Source organism: Aquisalinus flavus (assembly GCF_014640095.1).
Taxonomy (GTDB): Bacteria; Pseudomonadota; Alphaproteobacteria; order Caulobacterales; family Parvularculaceae; genus Aquisalinus; species Aquisalinus flavus.
This window is the reverse complement of sequence record NZ_BMGH01000001.1, coordinates 2,982,069-3,000,107: the sequence shown is the minus strand read 5'-3', so window position 1 is coordinate 3,000,107 and position 18,039 is coordinate 2,982,069. Positions and strand designations below refer to the sequence as shown.

General features: G+C 62.2%; 19 protein-coding genes. 5 read left to right on the top strand and 14 right to left on the bottom strand.

From position 1 onward, the window contains the following. Positions 1 to 8 precede the first annotated feature (8 nt). The 3 genes from mscL to acnA all read right to left on the bottom strand — a co-directional run bounded on the left by mscL (position 9) and on the right by acnA (position 4,132). Positions 9 to 440, bottom strand: a complete 432-nt coding sequence (gene mscL, locus IEV88_RS13840) for a large conductance mechanosensitive channel protein MscL (protein ID WP_188157877.1) — start codon at positions 438 to 440, stop codon at positions 9 to 11. Positions 441 to 560: 120 nt separating this feature from the next. After that, positions 561 to 1,319, bottom strand: a complete 759-nt coding sequence (locus tag IEV88_RS13835) for a DUF1223 domain-containing protein (RefSeq protein WP_188157878.1) — start codon at positions 1,317 to 1,319, stop codon at positions 561 to 563. Between the two features lie 134 nt (positions 1,320 to 1,453). Beyond that, a complete protein-coding gene (gene acnA, locus IEV88_RS13830; RefSeq protein ID WP_188157879.1) occupies positions 1,454 to 4,132 on the bottom strand; it encodes an aconitate hydratase AcnA in 2,679 nt (892 codons plus the stop codon). Between the two features lie 161 nt (positions 4,133 to 4,293). Here acnA and IEV88_RS13825 point away from each other — a divergent pair, with 161 nt between their 5' ends. The 4 genes from IEV88_RS13825 to IEV88_RS13810 all read left to right on the top strand — a co-directional run bounded on the left by IEV88_RS13825 (position 4,294) and on the right by IEV88_RS13810 (position 9,332). Beyond that, positions 4,294 to 4,500 carry a hypothetical protein gene (locus IEV88_RS13825; protein WP_188157880.1) on the top strand — a complete coding sequence of 69 codons (207 nt, stop codon included), beginning with the start codon at positions 4,294 to 4,296 and terminating at the stop codon, positions 4,498 to 4,500. A gap of 133 nt (positions 4,501 to 4,633) precedes the next feature. Beyond that, the gene (locus IEV88_RS13820; protein WP_188157881.1) at positions 4,634 to 6,532 is read left to right on the top strand and encodes a TOL_0244 family TonB-dependent receptor; all 1,899 of its coding nucleotides are present in this window, start codon (positions 4,634 to 4,636) and stop codon (positions 6,530 to 6,532) included. Next, positions 6,529 to 7,188: a YfiR family protein gene (locus IEV88_RS13815; RefSeq protein WP_188157882.1), complete on the top strand. Its 660-nt coding sequence runs from the start codon at positions 6,529 to 6,531 to the stop codon at positions 7,186 to 7,188. Before IEV88_RS13820 ends, IEV88_RS13815 begins: the two co-directional genes overlap by 4 nt. Further along, positions 7,185 to 9,332: a response regulator gene (locus tag IEV88_RS13810; RefSeq protein ID WP_188157883.1), complete on the top strand. Its 2,148-nt coding sequence runs from the start codon at positions 7,185 to 7,187 to the stop codon at positions 9,330 to 9,332. Before IEV88_RS13815 ends, IEV88_RS13810 begins: the two co-directional genes overlap by 4 nt. Before the next feature lie 106 nt (positions 9,333 to 9,438). Here IEV88_RS13810 and IEV88_RS13805 read toward each other — a convergent pair whose 3' ends face one another. The 8 genes from IEV88_RS13805 to IEV88_RS13770 form a co-directional block, all read right to left on the bottom strand. After that, positions 9,439 to 9,582: a type IIL restriction-modification enzyme MmeI gene (locus tag IEV88_RS13805; RefSeq protein ID WP_188157884.1), complete on the bottom strand. Its 144-nt coding sequence runs from the start codon at positions 9,580 to 9,582 to the stop codon at positions 9,439 to 9,441. A 4-nt stretch (positions 9,583 to 9,586) separates the two neighbouring features. Next, positions 9,587 to 9,778 (bottom strand): hypothetical protein, encoded by a 192-nt coding sequence (locus IEV88_RS13800; protein ID WP_188157885.1) that lies wholly within the window; start codon positions 9,776 to 9,778, stop codon positions 9,587 to 9,589. After that, entirely contained in the window at positions 9,778 to 10,596 is an 819-nt protein-coding gene (locus tag IEV88_RS13795; protein ID WP_188157886.1) for an RHS repeat domain-containing protein, read from the bottom strand. Before IEV88_RS13795 ends, IEV88_RS13800 begins: the two co-directional genes overlap by 1 nt. A 364-nt stretch (positions 10,597 to 10,960) precedes the next feature. Continuing rightward, positions 10,961 to 11,830: an RHS repeat-associated core domain-containing protein gene (locus IEV88_RS13790; RefSeq protein ID WP_206711153.1), complete on the bottom strand. Its 870-nt coding sequence runs from the start codon at positions 11,828 to 11,830 to the stop codon at positions 10,961 to 10,963. A 219-nt stretch (positions 11,831 to 12,049) separates the two neighbouring features. Further along, entirely contained in the window at positions 12,050 to 12,835 is a 786-nt protein-coding gene (locus IEV88_RS13785; RefSeq protein WP_188157887.1) for a hypothetical protein, read from the bottom strand. A 47-nt stretch (positions 12,836 to 12,882) separates the two neighbouring features. After that, entirely contained in the window at positions 12,883 to 13,413 is a 531-nt protein-coding gene (locus IEV88_RS13780; RefSeq protein WP_188157888.1) for a DUF2141 domain-containing protein, read from the bottom strand. Positions 13,414 to 13,641: 228 nt separating this feature from the next. Further along, positions 13,642 to 15,135 carry a carotenoid oxygenase family protein gene (locus IEV88_RS13775; RefSeq protein ID WP_188157889.1) on the bottom strand — a complete coding sequence of 498 codons (1,494 nt, stop codon included), beginning with the start codon at positions 15,133 to 15,135 and terminating at the stop codon, positions 13,642 to 13,644. Between the two features lie 18 nt (positions 15,136 to 15,153). After that, positions 15,154 to 15,654, bottom strand: coding sequence for a DUF2141 domain-containing protein (locus IEV88_RS13770; protein WP_188157890.1), 501 nt, complete (start codon positions 15,652 to 15,654; stop codon positions 15,154 to 15,156). Positions 15,655 to 15,798: 144 nt separating this feature from the next. On the opposite strand from IEV88_RS13770, the gene IEV88_RS13765 reads away from it, so the two are divergent. After that, complete coding sequence (locus IEV88_RS13765) at positions 15,799 to 16,611, top strand: LytTR family DNA-binding domain-containing protein (protein ID WP_188157891.1); 813 nt, start codon at positions 15,799 to 15,801, stop codon at positions 16,609 to 16,611. A 54-nt stretch (positions 16,612 to 16,665) separates the two neighbouring features. On the opposite strand, the gene IEV88_RS13760 is transcribed toward IEV88_RS13765, so the two are convergent. From IEV88_RS13760 to IEV88_RS13750, 3 genes are read right to left on the bottom strand one after another with little or no spacing between them, the layout of a single operon-like run. Then, positions 16,666 to 17,013 (bottom strand): DUF1428 domain-containing protein, encoded by a 348-nt coding sequence (locus IEV88_RS13760; protein ID WP_188157892.1) that lies wholly within the window; start codon positions 17,011 to 17,013, stop codon positions 16,666 to 16,668. Between the two features lie 40 nt (positions 17,014 to 17,053). After that, a complete protein-coding gene (locus IEV88_RS13755) occupies positions 17,054 to 17,530 on the bottom strand; it encodes a VOC family protein (protein ID WP_188157893.1) in 477 nt (158 codons plus the stop codon). Between the two features lies 1 nt (position 17,531). Next, complete coding sequence (locus IEV88_RS13750; protein WP_188157894.1) at positions 17,532 to 18,032, bottom strand: VOC family protein; 501 nt, start codon at positions 18,030 to 18,032, stop codon at positions 17,532 to 17,534. Positions 18,033 to 18,039: the final 7 nt, after the last annotated feature.

Genomic DNA, 18,039 nt, shown 5'->3' with positions numbered 1-18,039 from the left:
GCCGAAACTCACCCGGCCTGCTTCTTCAGCAGATCGCGGATTTCCTCCAGCAGCATTTGCTCCTTGGGCGGCTCGAGCTGGGCCGGGGTTTCTTCCTCTTCCTTTTCGACCAGGTCGCGCAGCCGGTTGACGGCCTTGACGAGGATGAACACGGCAAAGGCCACGATCACGAAGGCGATGAGATTGTTGATGAACAGGCCATAGTTCAGGGTCGGCGCACCAGCCTCCTGCGCTTCGATGAGCGAGGCATAGTCGCCACCGGCAAGCGGCACGAACAGGTCGGTAAAGTCGACACCGCCGAGCAGCATGCCGATCGGCGGCATGATGATGTCGTCGACCAGCGACTTGACCACCGTGCCGAAGGCAGCACCGATGATGATGCCGACCGCCATGTCGATCATGTTGCCCTTGACGGCAAATTTCTGGAATTCCTTAAGCATTGTTTTCCCTTTCCTCGCCAGTCGCACGGCAAACCGGCATCTGCCCCGGCCGCCCTCATGCGCCCGTCGGAGGGAAACTATGTCTGTTTCAGTAAAACTTAAAGCGCTTTAAGGGCTGACTCAGGATGTATAGCCCGGCCCGCAGCGCGCTGCGGCGGCCATCTCGCCGGTCTCTGCATCCTGCAGGAAGACGGCGCATGGCTGGCCCCGGGCGCCTTCCGGCATGGTGAAGCCGATCGTGCCGGTCTCGCCCGGCTCGACCTCATCGACCTTGATCAGGGTATGAACGACATTGGTGTAGGACAGCTTCTTGCCCGCATTCTTGCCGCCCTTCACATCGACGCTGACAGGCTGTTCATGCCAGCTGACGAAAACAAGGCTGGCCGCATGGCCGGGACCGGTGCGCGGCAGGGTGATGGTCAGCCCGTCGCGCCCGGACGGGATCACGGCAAGGGCGGGAACGGCCAGGGTCTCATCGAGGGTCGCGGCCAATGTCGACAGTTTCTCGCCATCCAGCGCCTTGATGCCGTTGACGACGATCTGCGGTGTGTAAAGCCAATGGGCGTCCAGCGTGTCGACATAGTGTTCCTGGCGCTCGTCGAACGCCTTGTGGGCCAGCGTGTCGCGCCAGCCGAAATAATCCCAATAGGTCACGGGAAGCGTCAAGGCCAGAACATCGGGGCGGCTGGCGATGATCCGCAGATTCTCATCTGCCTGCGGAGAATTGGGGCATGACTGGCTGGTGTAGAGTTCCACGATTTTCAGGCCCGCACCGGAGGAGGCGCCCGGTGACAGTTGCGCAAGCGCAGCCGGGCCCGCCACGAAAACCACGGCGGCGCTGAGAAGGACGGAGAGTCTGGACGCGAAAAACTGCAACATGCCTCTCTTGTCCCACGACGCGGCACGAATTGCATCTCAAACTGCCGTGAGCAAAAGGCCCTATTTGGGCCGCAATCGAAAAGGCCGCCCCGAAACGGGACGGCCTTTAATCTGGGTTAAGATAATCGCTGCGCTTACGCCGCCAGCTTGCGGATGACGTAGTGCAGGATGCCGCCATGGCGGAAATAGTCGAGCTCGTCGGCAGTATCGATGCGGGCGAGCATCTCGACGGATTTCTCCGTGCCATCTTCCATGATAATCTTCGCCGTCAGCGTCTGTTGCGGTTCGAGCGTGTCGATGCCGTCGATCGAGACCTTCTCCTTGCCGGTCAGGCCGAGGGATTTCCACGAATCGCCTTCCTTGAACTGCAACGGCAGGACGCCCATGCCGACCAGGTTGGACCGGTGGATACGCTCGAAGCTCTCCGCAATCACCGCCTTAACGCCGAGCAGGATCGTGCCCTTGGCCGCCCAGTCGCGCGATGACCCGGTGCCATACTGGGCGCCGGCGAAGACGACCAGCGGCGTGCCGTCGGCCTTGTATTTCATCGCGGCGTCATAGATCGGCATTTCCTCACCGGTCGGCGCGTAGATCGTCACGCCGCCTTCGGTGCCCGGCACCATCTGGTTCTTGATGCGGATATTGGCGAAGGTGCCGCGCATCATCACTTCGTGGTTACCGCGGCGCGAGCCATAGGAGTTGAACTCCCGGATCGGCACCTGATGCTCCTGCAGGTAGAGACCTGCCGGGCTGTCGGCCTTGATCGCACCGGCGGGCGAGATGTGGTCGGTGGTGATGGATTCGCCGAACAGGGCGAGAATGCCGGCGCCCTCGATATTGTTGACGGGCTTGGGTTCTGCGTCCATGCCCTCGAAATAGGGCGGGTTGGCGACATAGGTCGATTCCGGCCACGAATAGGTTTCCGAACCGCCCGCGGGGATCTGTGCCCAGCGCTCGTCACCCTTGAACACGTCGCCATAGCGCGAGGCGAACATTTCCGGCGTCACCGCGCCGCGCACGACCTCGGCGATTTCCTTGTTCGATGGCCACAGATCCTTCAGATAGACGTCATTGCCGTCCTTGTCCTTGCCGAGCGGATCGGTGGTCAGGTTGACATTCATCGACCCGGCCAGCGCATAGGCGACGACCAGCGGCGGCGAGGCGAGGAAGTTCGCGCGCACATCCTGCGAGATCCGGCCCTCGAAATTGCGGTTGCCCGACAGCACGGAGGCAACGGCGAGATCGTTCTCGTTGATCGCGTTGGAGATCGGCTCCGGCAGCGGACCGGTATTGCCGATACAGGTGGTGCAGCCATAGCCGACGAGATCGAAGCCGAGAGCGTCAAGATCGTCCTGCAGGCCGGCACGCTCGAGATAGTCGGTCACGACCTGCGAGCCCGGGGCGAGAGAGGTCTTGACCCAGGGCTTGACCGTCATGCCCAGCTCGTTGGCCTTGCGGGCCAAAAGGCCGGCGGCGATGAGTACGGACGGGTTCGATGTGTTGGTGCATGACGTGATCGCGGCAACGACGACATCGCCATGGCCGAGGTCGAAATCCTCGCCCTTGACCTCGAAGCGCTTGGCGGCCTCGTCGGCCTTGCCATATTCCTTGTCGAGAGCTTTGGCGAAGCCTTTCGGGCCGTCTTCCAGCAACAGGCGGTCCTGCGGGCGTTTCGGGCCGGCAATGGACGGGCGGACGTCGTCGAGGTTCAGTTCAAGCGTATCGGTGAAGACCGGGTCCGGCGTGTCGGTCGTGCGGAACATGCCCTGTTCCTTGGCATAGGCTTCGACGAGGGCGATGCGGTCGGCATCGCGGCCGGTGGCCTTGAGATATTTCAGCGTCTCGGAATCGACCGGGAAGAAGCCGCAGGTCGCGCCATATTCCGGTGCCATGTTGGAGATCGTCGCCTGGTCTTCGAGCGTCAGATTGTCGAGGCCGGTGCCGTAGAATTCGACGAACTTGCCGACGACGCTCTTTTCACGGAGCATCTGGGTCACGGTGAGCACGAGGTCGGTCGCCGTCGCGCCTTCCGGCAGGCGGCCGGTCATCTTGAAGCCGATGACCTCCGGGATCAGCATGGAGACGGGCTGACCGAGCATGGCCGCTTCCGCCTCGATGCCGCCAACGCCCCAGCCGAGGACCGACAGGCCGTTGACCATGGTGGTGTGCGAGTCGGTACCGACCAGCGTATCGGGATAGGCAAAGGTCTCGCCATCCTTGTCCGCCGTCCAGACCGTCTGGGCGAGATATTCGAGATTGACCTGGTGGCAGATGCCGGTGCCCGGGGGGACGACGCGGAAATTGTCGAACGCGCCCTGGCCCCATTTCAGGAAGGTGTAACGCTCTGCATTGCGCTCATACTCGACTTCCACGTTCTTGGCGAAGGATTGCGGCGTCCCGAAATAGTCGACCATGACCGAGTGGTCGATGACGAGGTCGACCGGGGCGAGCGGGTTGATCTTCTCCGCGTCATAGCCCAGATTCTTCATCGCGTCGCGCATCGCGGCAAGGTCGACCACGGCGGGCACGCCGGTGAAGTCCTGCATCAGCACGCGGGCCGGGCGATAGGCGATCTCGACCTTGTTGTCGCCGCCATTTTTCAGCCAGTCGCCGAACGCGTCGATATCGGCGGTGCGGACCGTGCGGCCGTCCTCGAAGCGCAGCAGGTTCTCGAGCAGCACCTTCAGCGAGAAGGGCAGCCGCGAGACGTCGCCGATCTTCCCGGACACGGCCTTGAGCGAATAATAGCTGTATTTCTTGCCATTGACGTCGAGCGTCTTCTTGGCGCCGTATGTGTCCTGACCTGGCGTCATCTAGGGCTCCTTTTCTCTCGTGGGAACCGGGGCTGCACGGGCAGCCGGCCGGTTTGTCTGTCTGTAAGATATGGCGTGGTGATAGCTCAGGCCCAGCCGGGATTCAATGCGAGGAAACAGGAATTTGCACCGCCCGGCACAATGGGCTAGCAGATGATGCCATGAGCGAGCACGACAAGACCCCGAAAGCAGACAATTCCCGCAGAAAAGTCCAACTGATGATGGACGATGCCGAGATCGAGGCGATCGACGCCTGGCAATTCGCCCATCGCGTGCCGACACGGGCCAAGGCGATCCGCGCATTGATCCGACGGGCGCTGGACGCCGATACGGCACACGCCGCTCCCTCCCGCGACGAACAAGCCTGAACCCGCGAGCAGAAATGGTTCCATCGCGCGGAACCAAATCCCCGTGAGTTTGTTTGATTGCTTATCCTTCCATGCAGGCAAAATCAGTGCAGGCAACATCGAACAAGGGGGAAGTCGGGTGGGGCAGACAATTTTGAACAGACTTGCCGTTGCCGGTTTTTCGATCGCAGCACTGGGTGCCGCCTGCCCGGCATGGGCGGCGAATACGCAGGCCCAGACGATCCGCGAACTGCAGTCGCTGTCGCTGGAACAGCTCGGCCAGATCGAGGTGACATCGGTCGCCAAACATGCAACGCCGTTGAGCAGGGCCCCCGCGGCGATCTATGTCATCACGAGCGAGGATATTCGCCGGGCCGGTGCCAACAGCATCCCCGAAGCGTTGCGCCTTGCCCCGAACCTTCTGGTCGCGCAGGCCAATTCCGCCCTGTTTGCGATCTCCGCGCGGGGCTTCAACTCCTATGAATCCTCCAACAAGCTGCTGGCGATGATCGATGGCCGGTCGATCTATACCCCGCTGCATGGCGGGGTGTTCTGGGACCAGCAGCAATTGCTGATGGCCGATGTCGAGCGCATCGAGGTGATCAGCGGCGCCGCCGGCACGCTGTGGGGGGCGAACGCGTTCAATGGCGTCATCAACATCATCACCAAATCCGCCGCCGAGACCCAGGGCGGCCTCGCCGTCGCCAGGGCGGGCATCGTCGACAGCGATCTGTCGGTGCGCTATGGTGGCCGGCTGGGCGAGAACACCGCCTGGCGCGCCTATGGCATGGCGATCGACCGGGGCGAGACCAACCGCCCGGATGGTGAGGGCCGGGGTGATGGCTGGGACGGGCTGCAGGGCGGCTTGCGGCTCGACTGGTCGGGTACCGGTTCCGAGGTCTCGCTGCATGCGGATGTTTTCGAATTCGAGCAGGCCGCCGACCTGATCGTCAAGGGCCGCAGCGTGATGGGGAAGTGGTCCACCGCGCTGTCGCCCGATACCGATCTCAACCTGCAGGCCTATTACGATGCCGTCGAGCGCAATTACCCGGTCCAGGAAGCGGGCGAGACCTCCGACCGCGACGAGCTTGAAACCGCCGATATCGAAGGCCGGATCGTGTCGCGGCAGGGTCGCCACACCGTCGTTGCCGGGGCCGGCCACCGCGTCACCGACGACCTGTTCGAAGTCCGCAATTTGAGCTTTTTCTATCTCGCCCCGGCCAGCGAAACGGTCGAGATCAGTAATGTCTTCATCCAGGACGAGATCGCCCTGAGCGAGGCGCTGAGCCTTGCGGCCGGCCTGAAATACGAGCATTCGAGCTTTTCCGGCGGCGAGCTTCTGCCGAGCATCCGGCTGGCCTGGCAAGTGTCCGACAGGGCCCTGCTCTGGTCATCGATCACGCGGGCCGTGCGCACGCCCTCGCGTGTCGATCGCAATATTGTCGGTGACGGCATCCTGGAACGCGCCGGTGATTTCGGTTCCGAGGAAGTCATCGCCTATGAGGCAGGCTATCGCGGCCACCCGACCGCAAACACGTCTTTGTCCGTATCCGTCTATTACAATGATTATGACGATTTGCGCGCCCTGATGAGGAGTGACTCTGGCCTGTTGCAATTCGGCAATGCGATGGAAGGGGCCGGTTACGGGCTGGAGGCCTGGGGCGACTGGCAGGCGACCGAGTGGTGGACCCTGTCCGCCGGCGCCAATTTCCTCGCCAAGGATCTCGACCTGAAGGAAGGCGGCACGACCTTCGCCATCCAGCAGCACCAGGGAACGGACCCGGACTATCAGTGGCAGTTGCGCTCGCATCTGGCGCTGTCGCCCGCTGTCAGTTTCGATGCCGGACTGCGCGGCGTCGACGATCTGGAATATGTCGGCATCGACGGCTATGTCGAGGCCGATGCCCGCCTGTCATGGGCGCTCAACGAGGACGTGGAATTGTCGCTGACCGCGCGGAACCTGCTCGATGACCAGCATCCGGAATCGGGCAGCCCCGGCCAGCGCGGCGAGATCAGGCGCGAGGTTCGCGCCGGACTGAGGGCCAGGTTTTGATCCCATTCCGGCATAAGGCGCTCTGGCTGTCATGCCTCACCGCCCTCGCCAGCATGATGCTGCCGGGTGACGCCAGGGCACAGCAGTCAGATCTTGAGACGGCGGTCAAGGCGACCTATCTCTACAAGCTCGCCCCGTTCGTCCAGTGGCCGGCGGATACCGGCGCCGACTATGCCATGACATCTGACCACGGCACGACATTCAATTTGTGCATTGCCGGGCGCGACCCCTTCGGCGCGTTGCTCGACGATGCGGTCAGGGGGCTGATGATTACGGACAGGCCGGTGATCGTGCGGCGCATGGGCGTGGTGCTGGACGGGGCGGGCTGCCATGTTCTGTATGTCTCGCCCGACGGCCGCCAGCCGGCAGAAGAGATCATCGAGCGGGTCCATGGCAAGCCGATCCTGACCGTCACCGATGGCAGCGACCGGCCGGCGGAGACCGGCATTATCGACTTTGTCGAACAGGACGGAAATATCCGGTTCCGCATCGACCTTGCCAAGGCCGAAGCCGGCAATCTCGCGATCAGCTCCAAGCTGCTCAGCCTCGCCGTATCGGTGGTCGAGGCGCCATCTGACGTGGAGCCAGCCCCGGCACAGACATCCCCGCCGGAGCCATCCCCGGTAGAACCAGCGGCGGGGGGGCCGCAGGAATGAAGTTCTGGAAACTGACCTTCCCCGCCGCCCTCGGCCTCGCGCTGCTCCTGATGCTGACAGGGGCGGCGTTCATGCTGTATGGCGAGCGCGCGTCAAGCGCCCAGAAGATCGACGAAGTCCGCATGCAGGCGGATATCCTGTCCGCCATCGTGCCGGCGGCACTCGCTTTTGACGACACCGAGGCGGCGATGGACTATCTCAACGCCCTGCGCGCCAACCCGGAAATCCGCGGCGCCGCCCTCTATGACGAGAATGATGTATTCTTTGCCGGATTCCGGCTTGGCACCTGGCAATATCCTGACAGTCCGCCTGCTGACGGCTATGTCCAGGAACAGGACCGCGTGATCGTGACGGCCCCTGTCGTGCAGGACGGGACACGGATGGGGACCGTCATCGTGCGCTCCGCGGCCGAACCCCTGGCTACGCGGATGATGCGCTATACCAGCATCATCCTCCTGTTCAGCATGGGCGTGCTGCTGCTCGGCGTCGTATGGCTCGCCACGCGGGCGCTGACCAGTGCCAACGCCACGCTCGCCGCGCGCGCCGACGACCTCACCCGCGCCAATGCGGAGCTGAAATCGCAGATCGAACAGCGCGAGCAGGCCGAGGAGGCCCTGCGCCAGTCCCAGAAGATGGAAACGCTGGGCCAGTTGACGGGCGGGATTGCCCACGATTTCAACAACCTCCTGACCATCGTGCTCGGCAATCTCGAACGGGTGATCCGTACCCTGACCGAGAAAGGCGAGACCCAGCTCGCAGAAACCGCGGAGAACGCCCAGCGCGGAGCGCGGCGCGCGGCCAGCCTGACCCAGAGCCTGCTCGCCTTTGCCCGGCGCCAACCGCTCGATCCGCGCTCGGTCGATATCAATGTCTTCGTCAACGAGATGTCGAGCCTGATGAAGCGGACCATGGGCGAGACGATTGCGATAGAGACGGTCATCGGAGCCGGCCTGTGGAAGGTGTGTGTCGACCCGAACCAGCTGGAAAGCGCCATCCTCAACCTCGCGGTCAATGCCCGCGATGCCATGCCCGAGGGCGGCAAGCTGACCATCGAGACGGCGAATGCCTATGTCGATCGCCAATATATCACCGATCACGCCGGACTAGAGATCGAGCCCGGCCAGTATGTGCTGCTGTGCATCAGCGACACCGGCACTGGCATGGACGAGGAGACGATCGAGAAGGCGTTCGAGCCCTTCTTCACCACGAAAGGCGTCGGCCATGGCACGGGGCTCGGCCTGTCGCAGCTATACGGCTTCGTCAAGCAATCCGGCGGGCATGTGAAGATCTACAGCGAGCGTGGCAATGGCACGACGTTCAAGCTCTACTTTCCCCGTCACATCCCCGCCGAGGACGAGGAACCGGTCCAGGAACGGCGCAAGGAAGTGCCGCGCGGCAATGGCGAACTGGTTCTCGTGGTCGAGGATGAGGACGATGTGCGTGCCCATACCGTGGCGCTGGTCGAGGAGCTTGGCTATCGCGCTGTCGATGCGCCGGATGGCAAGTCCGCGCTGGGCCAGCTCGACCGGCATCCGGAAATCGCATTGCTGTTTACCGATGTGGGCCTGCCCGATGGCATGAATGGCCGCCAGCTTTCGGACGAGGCCTGCTCGCGCCGTCCCGACCTGAAAGTTCTGTACACGACGGGTTATGCCCGTAACGCGATCATTCACGATGGCCGTCTCGACCAGGGCCTGCACCTTGTCACCAAGCCGTTCACCTATGAGGAAGCCGGCTTTGCGATGGAGGAGGCAATGCGCACAAAGACACAGGCACGGAAAATCCTGATCGTGGAGGATGAAGGCCTGATCCTTGCCGACCTCGTCATGCAGATGGAGGATTTCGGCATCCCCACGCTGGAAGCGGTCAACGGGAAGAAGGCGGAGGAAATCGCGCGGCGCGAGCGCTCGGCCCTGCGCGCCGTCGTCGTCGATCTCGGCCTGCCGGACATGCGCGGCGACGCGCTGACCGAGAAACTGCTGGCCATGGACCCGAGCCTGAAGATCGTCATCGCCAGCGGCTATGCCCCCGGCGAGGTGCGCACGAAATTCGCGGGAGACAGCCGCGTCACCTTCGTCGAAAAGCCCTATAACGCCAAGGCGCTGCTCGATGCCCTGAACATCAAGCCGGGTCGGTCCGCCTGAAGCGACATCAACCTGCCTTCAACTGGAATCATTTGAACGCAGAAAAGTTGATCGCTTCCAAAGTGTTAGAGCAGCTCCACTGCGTCCATCCGGACGCCAGGCTGCTCTAGGCTTTCTTCGCCTTGCGCTGCCTTTTTGGCTTGTCGGGCGTTGCGAGCGGCGCAGTCATCTTCTCGTACAGCATGAACAGGTGTTCAACCCTTTCCCGCTCGCTGTCGAAAGGTTTCTTGCGATAAAGGCGATCAACCAAGCGATCATTCTCCTGATGCGCCTTGCGAAGGTTTGCCGGCATCGCCTTCCGTGCCCGAGATGCCGTAGGGTGAGTAGGTATATTCCTCCTGCACCGCGCCCGAGGCATTGGTGACGGCAACCACAGAACCGAGGCGGTTCTGGTGTGCCCAGCTCTCGCAGCCGGACGAACAGCCCGCACCGGTATAGTCGATCATCAGGAGTGAGCCGGAGAAGCGAAAGGGGATGGGGCCCCTTTCGCCCGGCGAACATCGTCGACCGCCCCCGGCAGGCGCACATAGCGGCGCAACAGCGTGCCGGAGACGATGGGGTAGGTGCCATTATATTCCGCGATTTCCTGATCGCCGTGGTAATAGAACCGGCTCGACGTGCCCTGGGCACTTTTCAGCCTGCGCGTGCCGTCCGCGTAATACAGATAGGTCGCGACGAGGTTGTTATTCAAACGCGCTTGGCGCAGGACGTTGGACGCATCATAGGTATACGTCCACCCCTCCCCGTCATCGACCAGATTGCCATTGAGATCGTAGTCGAGAGACGCGCTGCCCACCGTCTGGTACTGGTTGAGGGCATTGACCGTATAGCTCTCATCCGGCGTGTTCGCCGCCGTCGGCATCCACAGGAAGGTCTCGTCGGAGACTGTTTCCGACAGGACCTGGCGTGCGCCATTATAGGTGTAGTCATAATCGAGGCTGGCACCGGAAAAGCCGAGATCCAGACCGGTCAGGTCGCCGCGCGCCGAAAAGCCATAATCGACTGTGGTGCCATTGCCATAGGCGATGGCATCGCGGCGCGACTGGCGGTCATAGGTCAATGTCGCCAGGCGCCGCCCGGCGCTGTTGCAGGGGTTGGAGGCATTGGCTGCCCCCTCCTCAGCACAGGTGACGCGATTCATCGCGTCATAGCCATAGGCGACCTTCCAGTTGTCCGGATAGGTCATCTCGATGAGATTCGACGCGGCGTCATAGAGGTAGGACACATTCATCGAGCCCGTGCCGCCGCCGAAATATTTCCGCACCGACAATCTCTCAGTAAATCGTCTGCTTACCTACAGAGTTCACCACCCATGTGCCAGAGGTGGCGTAGGTGAGGTGGATATATTTCTCCTACGCCACGCTAAAGGCGAGCGAGTGGTTCGCTGGAGCACTGCCTATTGAAAATTTCATGAAACTAAATGGAAACAGCTTAATAAATCAAATTTTACTTTCTATTAAAGAAATAAATAACCAACAATACGAAAACTATATATATCGTCACCGCACCCAATACATAAACTGCATTTTGCCTATTTATGTCCCCTGTAATTATAAAAATTACAGAAATGCAAAGCAAAATAAAGAAAGCAATAAATAATTCTCTAACTTTCATCTTCTATCCCGCAATTATTTCGATTCTTCTTTACTTCGTATGTTGCCGTCATCATCCCTATAATAAGGAGGCCATTCGGAGCATGTAACGCCCCATTCGCAACTATCTCCGTTTGGCTCAAATCGATAAGTATCATCGCCATTATTCACATAGTTTCCTAGCGGTATGATGATAGGGTTTTCGGACACAACCCTACTTTCCTCACCATAAGCCTTACTTGTATTCATAGCCTCTTGGATCAAATCTGCAAAGGCTTGTGCTGTACCCCCTAGAACGCCTGCAGCCTGCTCACCCTCTCGGCCGGCAGAAGCAAATGCCTTTCCCAAACCTCCTGCAATTCCGCCAGTCGCCGCACCTAAAAGGACAGCAGTTGCAGTTGACCCACCTGTTCCCAAGTTATTTATTGCTCCTGCGATGCCCCCTGCCACCATGCCTGTAAATGCCCCCCCGGTAACACCTGCAGCTGTGAGTCCACCCGCCACAAAACCTTTACCCGCACCAGAAAGAACCGCGCCAGTTACTTCCAAGGGACCCTTACCATTCTTAATCGCAGTAACTCCGCTAATAAAACCGCCATATGCTGCCCCGATACAAGCACCCAACAAAATTGGATGCTGTATGCATTTTCCTGTTGGATCAACGAACGACAAAGGATCATTCCCGACATACGCATACAGGTTCATCTGATCGCCATACCCGATCGGGTCGGTCTGGAGGAAACGGCCCAGCTCCGGTGAGTAATACCGCGCCTTGTAGTAATAGAGCCCGGTTTCGGGATCGAGCTTCTGGCCGGTGAAGCGGAACGGGAAGCCGGTATCGCCTTCCGTGCCTGAGATGCCGTAGGGTGAGTAGGTATATTCCTCCTGCACCGCGCCGTTCGGCACGCGAGTGATTCACCGGATCACTCGCCTGGCGCCTCACCATCGCTGACGGCAACCACAGAGCCGAGACGGTTCTGGTGCGCCCAACTCTCGCAACCGGTTGAACAGCCCGCGCCGGTATAGTCGAGCATCAGGAAGGTCTCGTCCGCATAGTAGAGAGATAGGTGGCGACGAGGCTGCCGCGACTGGGGGATGTCCATCTGTCCGGGAAAATGCCGCGGGCTAGATATCCGCATCGATCAGGCGGCGCTCGCGCTGCAGCCGGACCGCTTCGTCGCTCATGTTCCGGGCGATGAATTCCATCACCGAGACATCCTCGCCGAGCAGGTCGATGACGATGTCCTGTATCTGCCACTGGCTGCGCGGCGCGAACCGCCTGTCGCTCGTCTCCAGCCCGCCCGGCCGGAACGGCAGATGCCCGGTATGGCTGGTATAGGCATGGGCCTTCATGCCGGATGCCCAGGGCGCGCTATCGGCCTCAGGCAATGAAACCTCCGCAAGCTGATAATATGTGCCGATGCTCTCGGTGCCGTGCATACCGTCCATCGCTTCGGCGTCGAGAAAATTGACGAAAAGCTGTGTCGTCTCGCCCGGCGCGCGTTCCAGCGAGGCCGGGATCGAGCCATAGGGCGCGATGTGGCGGGCATAGGTGACGGTCCAGTCGCGCACCGGCATTTTCAGGCAGGGAACGATGATGTCGCGGCGCTGCTGGAATTTGCGCAACAGCTGCATCGGCGAGGCGTTGGACCCGGCGGCGACAATCGGGGTGAGCCGGTCTAGCGCCATGTCGGCATGGGCGGTGCGGTGGACGACATCGCCGAGCGTGCGCTGGATGCCGCGATGGTGGACGATCCACGCCATCATGTCAGACGATGCCGTATCGGCCAGCGCCATGGCATGGCCATCGACATAGACATAGGAACCGCCGGGCACCGCAAACGGATAGGACAGGGCGAAATTGATGTCGCGCGGATCGACGCGGCGGAAGTCGTCAGTGGTATAGGCCATGCGGCCAGTCTATAGCGTTTCCCGGTGAAGGGGAAACCGGTTCACCGTCAGGTCAGGCCGATATCCTGATGCGCCTCGCCCTCGAGGATGAACGACGCCGCCTCGAAGGATGGCGGGCCGAACCGGCCGGCCTGTCCGTTGGAAAAGCCATAGGGCTCGGTCGGGACGCCGATGAGATTGGTGTCGAGTTTGCCATTGCCGTTGACATCGTGAAACGCCTTGATCGCATAGGTGCCGGGGGGCAGATCCTCGAGTGTGACCTCGATCCTCGCGCTGTCGGCGGCCCGGCTGAGGCCGCGCAAAGGCTCATTCGCCTGCCAGCTGTCCGCATCGGCAAACAGGCTGACCAGCACCTCGCCGCCGGTCCCGGCCAGCATGAAACTGACGGACAGCCTCGCGGCGGCGTCCTCATCCCCCGCCCGTGACGGGCTTGTCCCGGCATCTTGGATGGATGGCGCATTGCTGCCCGGATTGGCCACCGCAACGACGGCGGGGTCGCGCGCCATGCCATTGCAGCCTGCCAGAAGGCCGGTGGCGGCCAGAGAGGCGATCGCTTTCGTCAGGGTCATGAGGGTCATCGGCAGGTCTCCTTCTCTGTCTCTGGCTGGCTCGGGCCCGCTGTCCCGAACCATGATGAACCTAACAGATGAGAGACCGAAACGCTCCTGCCATCGACAGGGCAGACCTGCATTGACCCTGCCCCGCTAGATCAACCTGCCTTCAAATGGAATCATTTGAAGGCAGATAAGTTGATCGCTTCCAAGTGTTAGAGCAGCTCCTCTGCGTCCATCAGGCCGCAGGCTGCTCTAGCCCATCACCCAGGTGCCGTGGAGCGGAATCGGGATCACATAAGGCAGCCGCCACAGGGCGAGCGGGCCGTGATCGATATGGTCGCCATCGAACAGGGAAACGAGCGAGCGCCCGCGCGCCGCGTCGAACTGGGTGCCGATCAGCCACGTCTTCCCGTCCGCGCCCGGGATCACCACATGCTCGCCCAGCAGCGTGTCCGCCTCGGCGGACCAGCTTGCAGTGATATCGCCATCGGCGCCGCGCGCGAACAGCGTGTTGGCCATCGAGGTGTCACTCACCCGGCCCGTGAACCAGGAACGCGCCCTGCTTTCGGCCTCAGCCGGATGGAAGACCGGGAACTCACCCTGCAGGCCGGTTGCTGTCACCGCGGTGCGGCCATTTGCATACAGAACGATATCCTCGATCCTGGCATGCTCTGTATCGGCAAAGGTCTTGCCGGTCATGATGTCGCGCGCACCCTGCTCGACAAAGCTAGAATCATCATAGCGGCAGGCCGACAAACGAATGGTGCCGTCGGCCTCTTCCCAGCCATTGAAATGGTGGAACTGAAACGCCGCCGGCAGTTCATGCCGCCGCACGATCGAGAAATCCGCCTTGGCGATGACGATATAGTCGCGCGGGGCGTCGCCGTTCCAGGTGAAGCGGTCGATATAGCTCCCGTCCCCCCCGCCCTCGTTCAGGCCGGGAATGGTCAGGGGCGGGAAGCCGAGAACCAGATGGTTCTCTGTCGCGATGAAATCGTGGATCATGCCATGGGGCATGTCCTGCAAGAGTTTGAAACGATTGAGCGATCCATCCGCATTGAGATGATAGAGGATGATCGTGCCGGTGAAGGCGACATGGCCGAAATTCCAGATCGTGCCATCGGCCGCGACGCGCGGATGGGCCGAGAACGGTACGCCTTCCAGCCCCTCGCCCAGCACCTTCCTGCCGCGCGTTGCCAGCGTCGCCGGGTCGAGCGCATAGGCAGAGCCGCCCTCCCACAGCGCCAGCAAATCGTCGCCGGCATTGAGCACAGAGATGTTGGCGACATTCATCGTATCCGGCCCGGTTACCGGCTTGTGGTTCTCCGGCATGGTACCGAAGGCGGGATAGAGCAGCTTGCCCGCCTCGCGCTCCTCGAGATATTTCTCGGTCTCGACATAGCGCCCGCGATGGGCCATCGCCCCGTCCGCGAAGGAAAAGGCATGGACCATGCCGTCGCCATCGAACCAGTGGGTGTAGCGCTGGCCGCCCCGGCCATGGCCGGCCGGACCATTGAGATAATAGGTTCCCTTCAGCCCGGCGGGCACGGTGCCGGAGACCAGCGCCACGTCGCGCGTGTCGTAGCCCGCATCGGGCGCGCTTTGCACCCCGAGACCGAACCGGTCCGGCGCTGCCAGCGCCCGGCCCATCAGCCCGCCCGGCAAGGCGGCCGTCAGGCCGGCCCCGGCGCCGGATTTCAGGGCAAGATCGAGCAGGCGCCTGCGGGTCATGATCGTATCCGTCATCTCTGGCTCCCTTCCCGCTCAATCGATATTCATCATGTGGATCGTGGTGCCCGGCGTCACGTCGAACGCGGCGGCGGCAAAATCCGGGGGGCCGAAATTGCCGGCGGCATTGTTGGAGAAGGCGAAGGGCTCGGACGGAATGCCCATGACATTGGTGTCCATCTCGCCATTGCCGTTGAGGTCATGAAACGCCTTGACGGCGTAGAGGCCGGGCTCCAGCCCGTCGACCATGATGATGACCGGCGACGCGGTGACCTGTTCGGCGAACCCGGCGATCTGGGGCGCCGTGCCGTTCCAGCCGGCCTCGTCGACCAGGGTCACGAGGATGCTGCCCTCGACCTGCCTGACCGTGACCTGCAGTTCGAGATCGCCCTTGCCGTCGGTGCGCTCGTCACCGGCAGCGGAGCGGATCGTCTCGCCGGCGGGATAGCTGGAACAGGCGGCGAGCGCAGCGAGCGCGGCAAGCGCGACGGCGGCAAGGCCGGTGCGGATGGCGGAAGGCGGCAGAGTGAAAAGCATGGGTCTTTCTCCTGTTGAGGCCGGCAAGATTTGACGGCTGCGCTGGATCGAAGATACGGTCTGAAACGACCGGCGCACCAGCCACCGCGCCGGTCATCCACGCAGGAAACCGGGCAAGTCGCGAAATTCACGGGTCATCTGGCGATGCAGGAGCCGCAAGCCGCCACGCAGGGCACTTCAGGTGCCCGAAAGTCGACATTCACCCTGTCCATCGACCGGGCGATCCTGCTCGACATCGCCATCGCCGCCGGGGCGATCGCCTTCCTGACCTATCTCGGCCCGTTCGGCACAAAAGCGCAGCTCACGCTGTTGCCGCGCCTCATCTACTGGGCTTTCGCGGTCGGGGCCGGCTATGCCGGGGCCGGTTTACATGACCGGTTCGTCCGCCCAATGGTGATCCGCCGTCTCGGCCGGATCGCCGGCGCGGTGATGAAAATCATCCCGGTGACGCTCAGCGCCATGGCCTGCGTCATTGTGCTGGAGATCATTTTCCGCGAGCCGATCCCGGCATGGGCATTGTTGTCCGCCGCGACCCGCGTGCTGGTCATCGCCCTGGCGATCAGCGGCGTCGCCAGCCTCGGCAATTTGCGCAATCGCGCGACGGCGGCGCCTAACGACGCGCCCTGCCCGCGGCTGTCCTCCTTTCGCGAGAAGCTGCCCGCCGGCCTGCGCAGAGCGGCGATCCACGCGATCGCGGCGGAGGATCACTATATCCGCGTCTTCACCGGCGCCGGCGATGCGCTGATCGCCGGGCGCTTTGCCGACGCCATGGATGCGGTGCGCACGCTGAAGGGCTCGCGCACCCATCGCAGCTGGTGGGCCGCTGACGAGGCCGTGGAAGCGCTTGAGAAGAATGCCGGGCGCTGGCAGCTGAAACTGGCCGGCGGCATCACCGTGCCGGTCAGCCGCAATTACCGCGCCGATATCCGCGCCCGGGGATGGGACAGGCGCGGCTGAGGCGGCAGCGCGGCTGGCGCAGCGACTCCCCATCAGGTCCCGCTCAGGCCCCGCTCAGGCTTCGACGACCGGCACGAACCCGCCATAGATCATGCGCTTGCCGTCGAACGGCATGTCGTCCGGCATCATGTTCTCGTCCTCCATCATCTTCTTCCAGGCGGCGTCGCGAACCTCCTTCGAGGGCCAGACCGTCCACGAGAAGACGACCGTTTCATCCTCCTGCAGCTTTACTGCCATGGGAAAGGAAGTGACCTCGCCGTCAGGGACATCATCGCCCCAGCATTCGGTCACGCTCAGCGCGCCCAGATCCTTGAAATAGGGCACCATCTTCTGCGCCAGCGCGAAATAGTCATCCTTTCTTGCGGTCGGCACGGCCAGCAAAAATCCATCGATATAGGTCATCGTCTTTCTCCTTGTGGAATGGTGTCAGTGTACTGCTTGTTTACGCCACCGCGGCCTCCAGCGCCGCGATGTCGATCTTCTTCATCCTCATCATCGCTTCCATGGCGCGGGCGGCGACGTCCCGGTCAGGGCTGGTGGTCAGCTCCATCAGCCGGCGCGGGGTGATCTGCCAGGAAAAGCCCCAGCGGTCCTTGCACCAGCCGCACTGGCTTTCAGCGCCGCCATTGCCGGTGATTGCGTTCCAGTAGCGGTCGGTCTCTTCCTGGGTGTCGGTGAGGACCATGAAGCTGACCGCTTCGGTCGGCCTGAACATCGGCCCGCCATTGAGGCCGAGGAAAGACTGCCCGAGCACGGTGAACTCAACCGTCAGCTCACTGCCTTTCTCGCCGCTGGGCGTGTCGGTGGCGGCGTCATGGCCCGGCCCGACATGGCTGTCGGGGAAGGTCGCGGCATAGAATTCCGCCGCCTTGCGCGCTTCGCCATGGTCGAACCACACGCATGTCATGACTTTCGACATGTCAGCTCTCCTCGCCCGGCGCGCAGTTTTGCCCCATCGCCTTTTCCATATTGGCCATGATCTCCTCCTGCGAGAGCTGCTTCTCGCCCGGCGTCGCCAGCGACCAGCGATGGCCGAACGGATCCTCGATCATGCCATAGCGGTCGCCCCAGAACTGGTCGGCGACCGGCATGATCTCCGTCGCCCCGGCCTCGATGGCACGCCTGGCCCAGGCATCGGCATCGCCGACGGTCAGGTGGATCGTCACCGGGGTCCCGCCGATCTTCTTCGGCCCGACCGCGCCCATCTCGCAGAACTCGTCATTGAGATAGACGGACGAGCCATTGATCGTCAGCCCGGCATGCATGATCTTGCCGTCGGGGCCTTCAACAGGGCTCATCAGCCGTGTCGCGCCGAATGCCTTTTCGTAAAAGGCGATGGCTTCCTTGCCGCCATCGCAAACGAGGTGCGGCGTGACCGTTCCCATGCCGTCCGGCAGGTCGATTGTCTTGTCTGTAGTCATGTCTCTC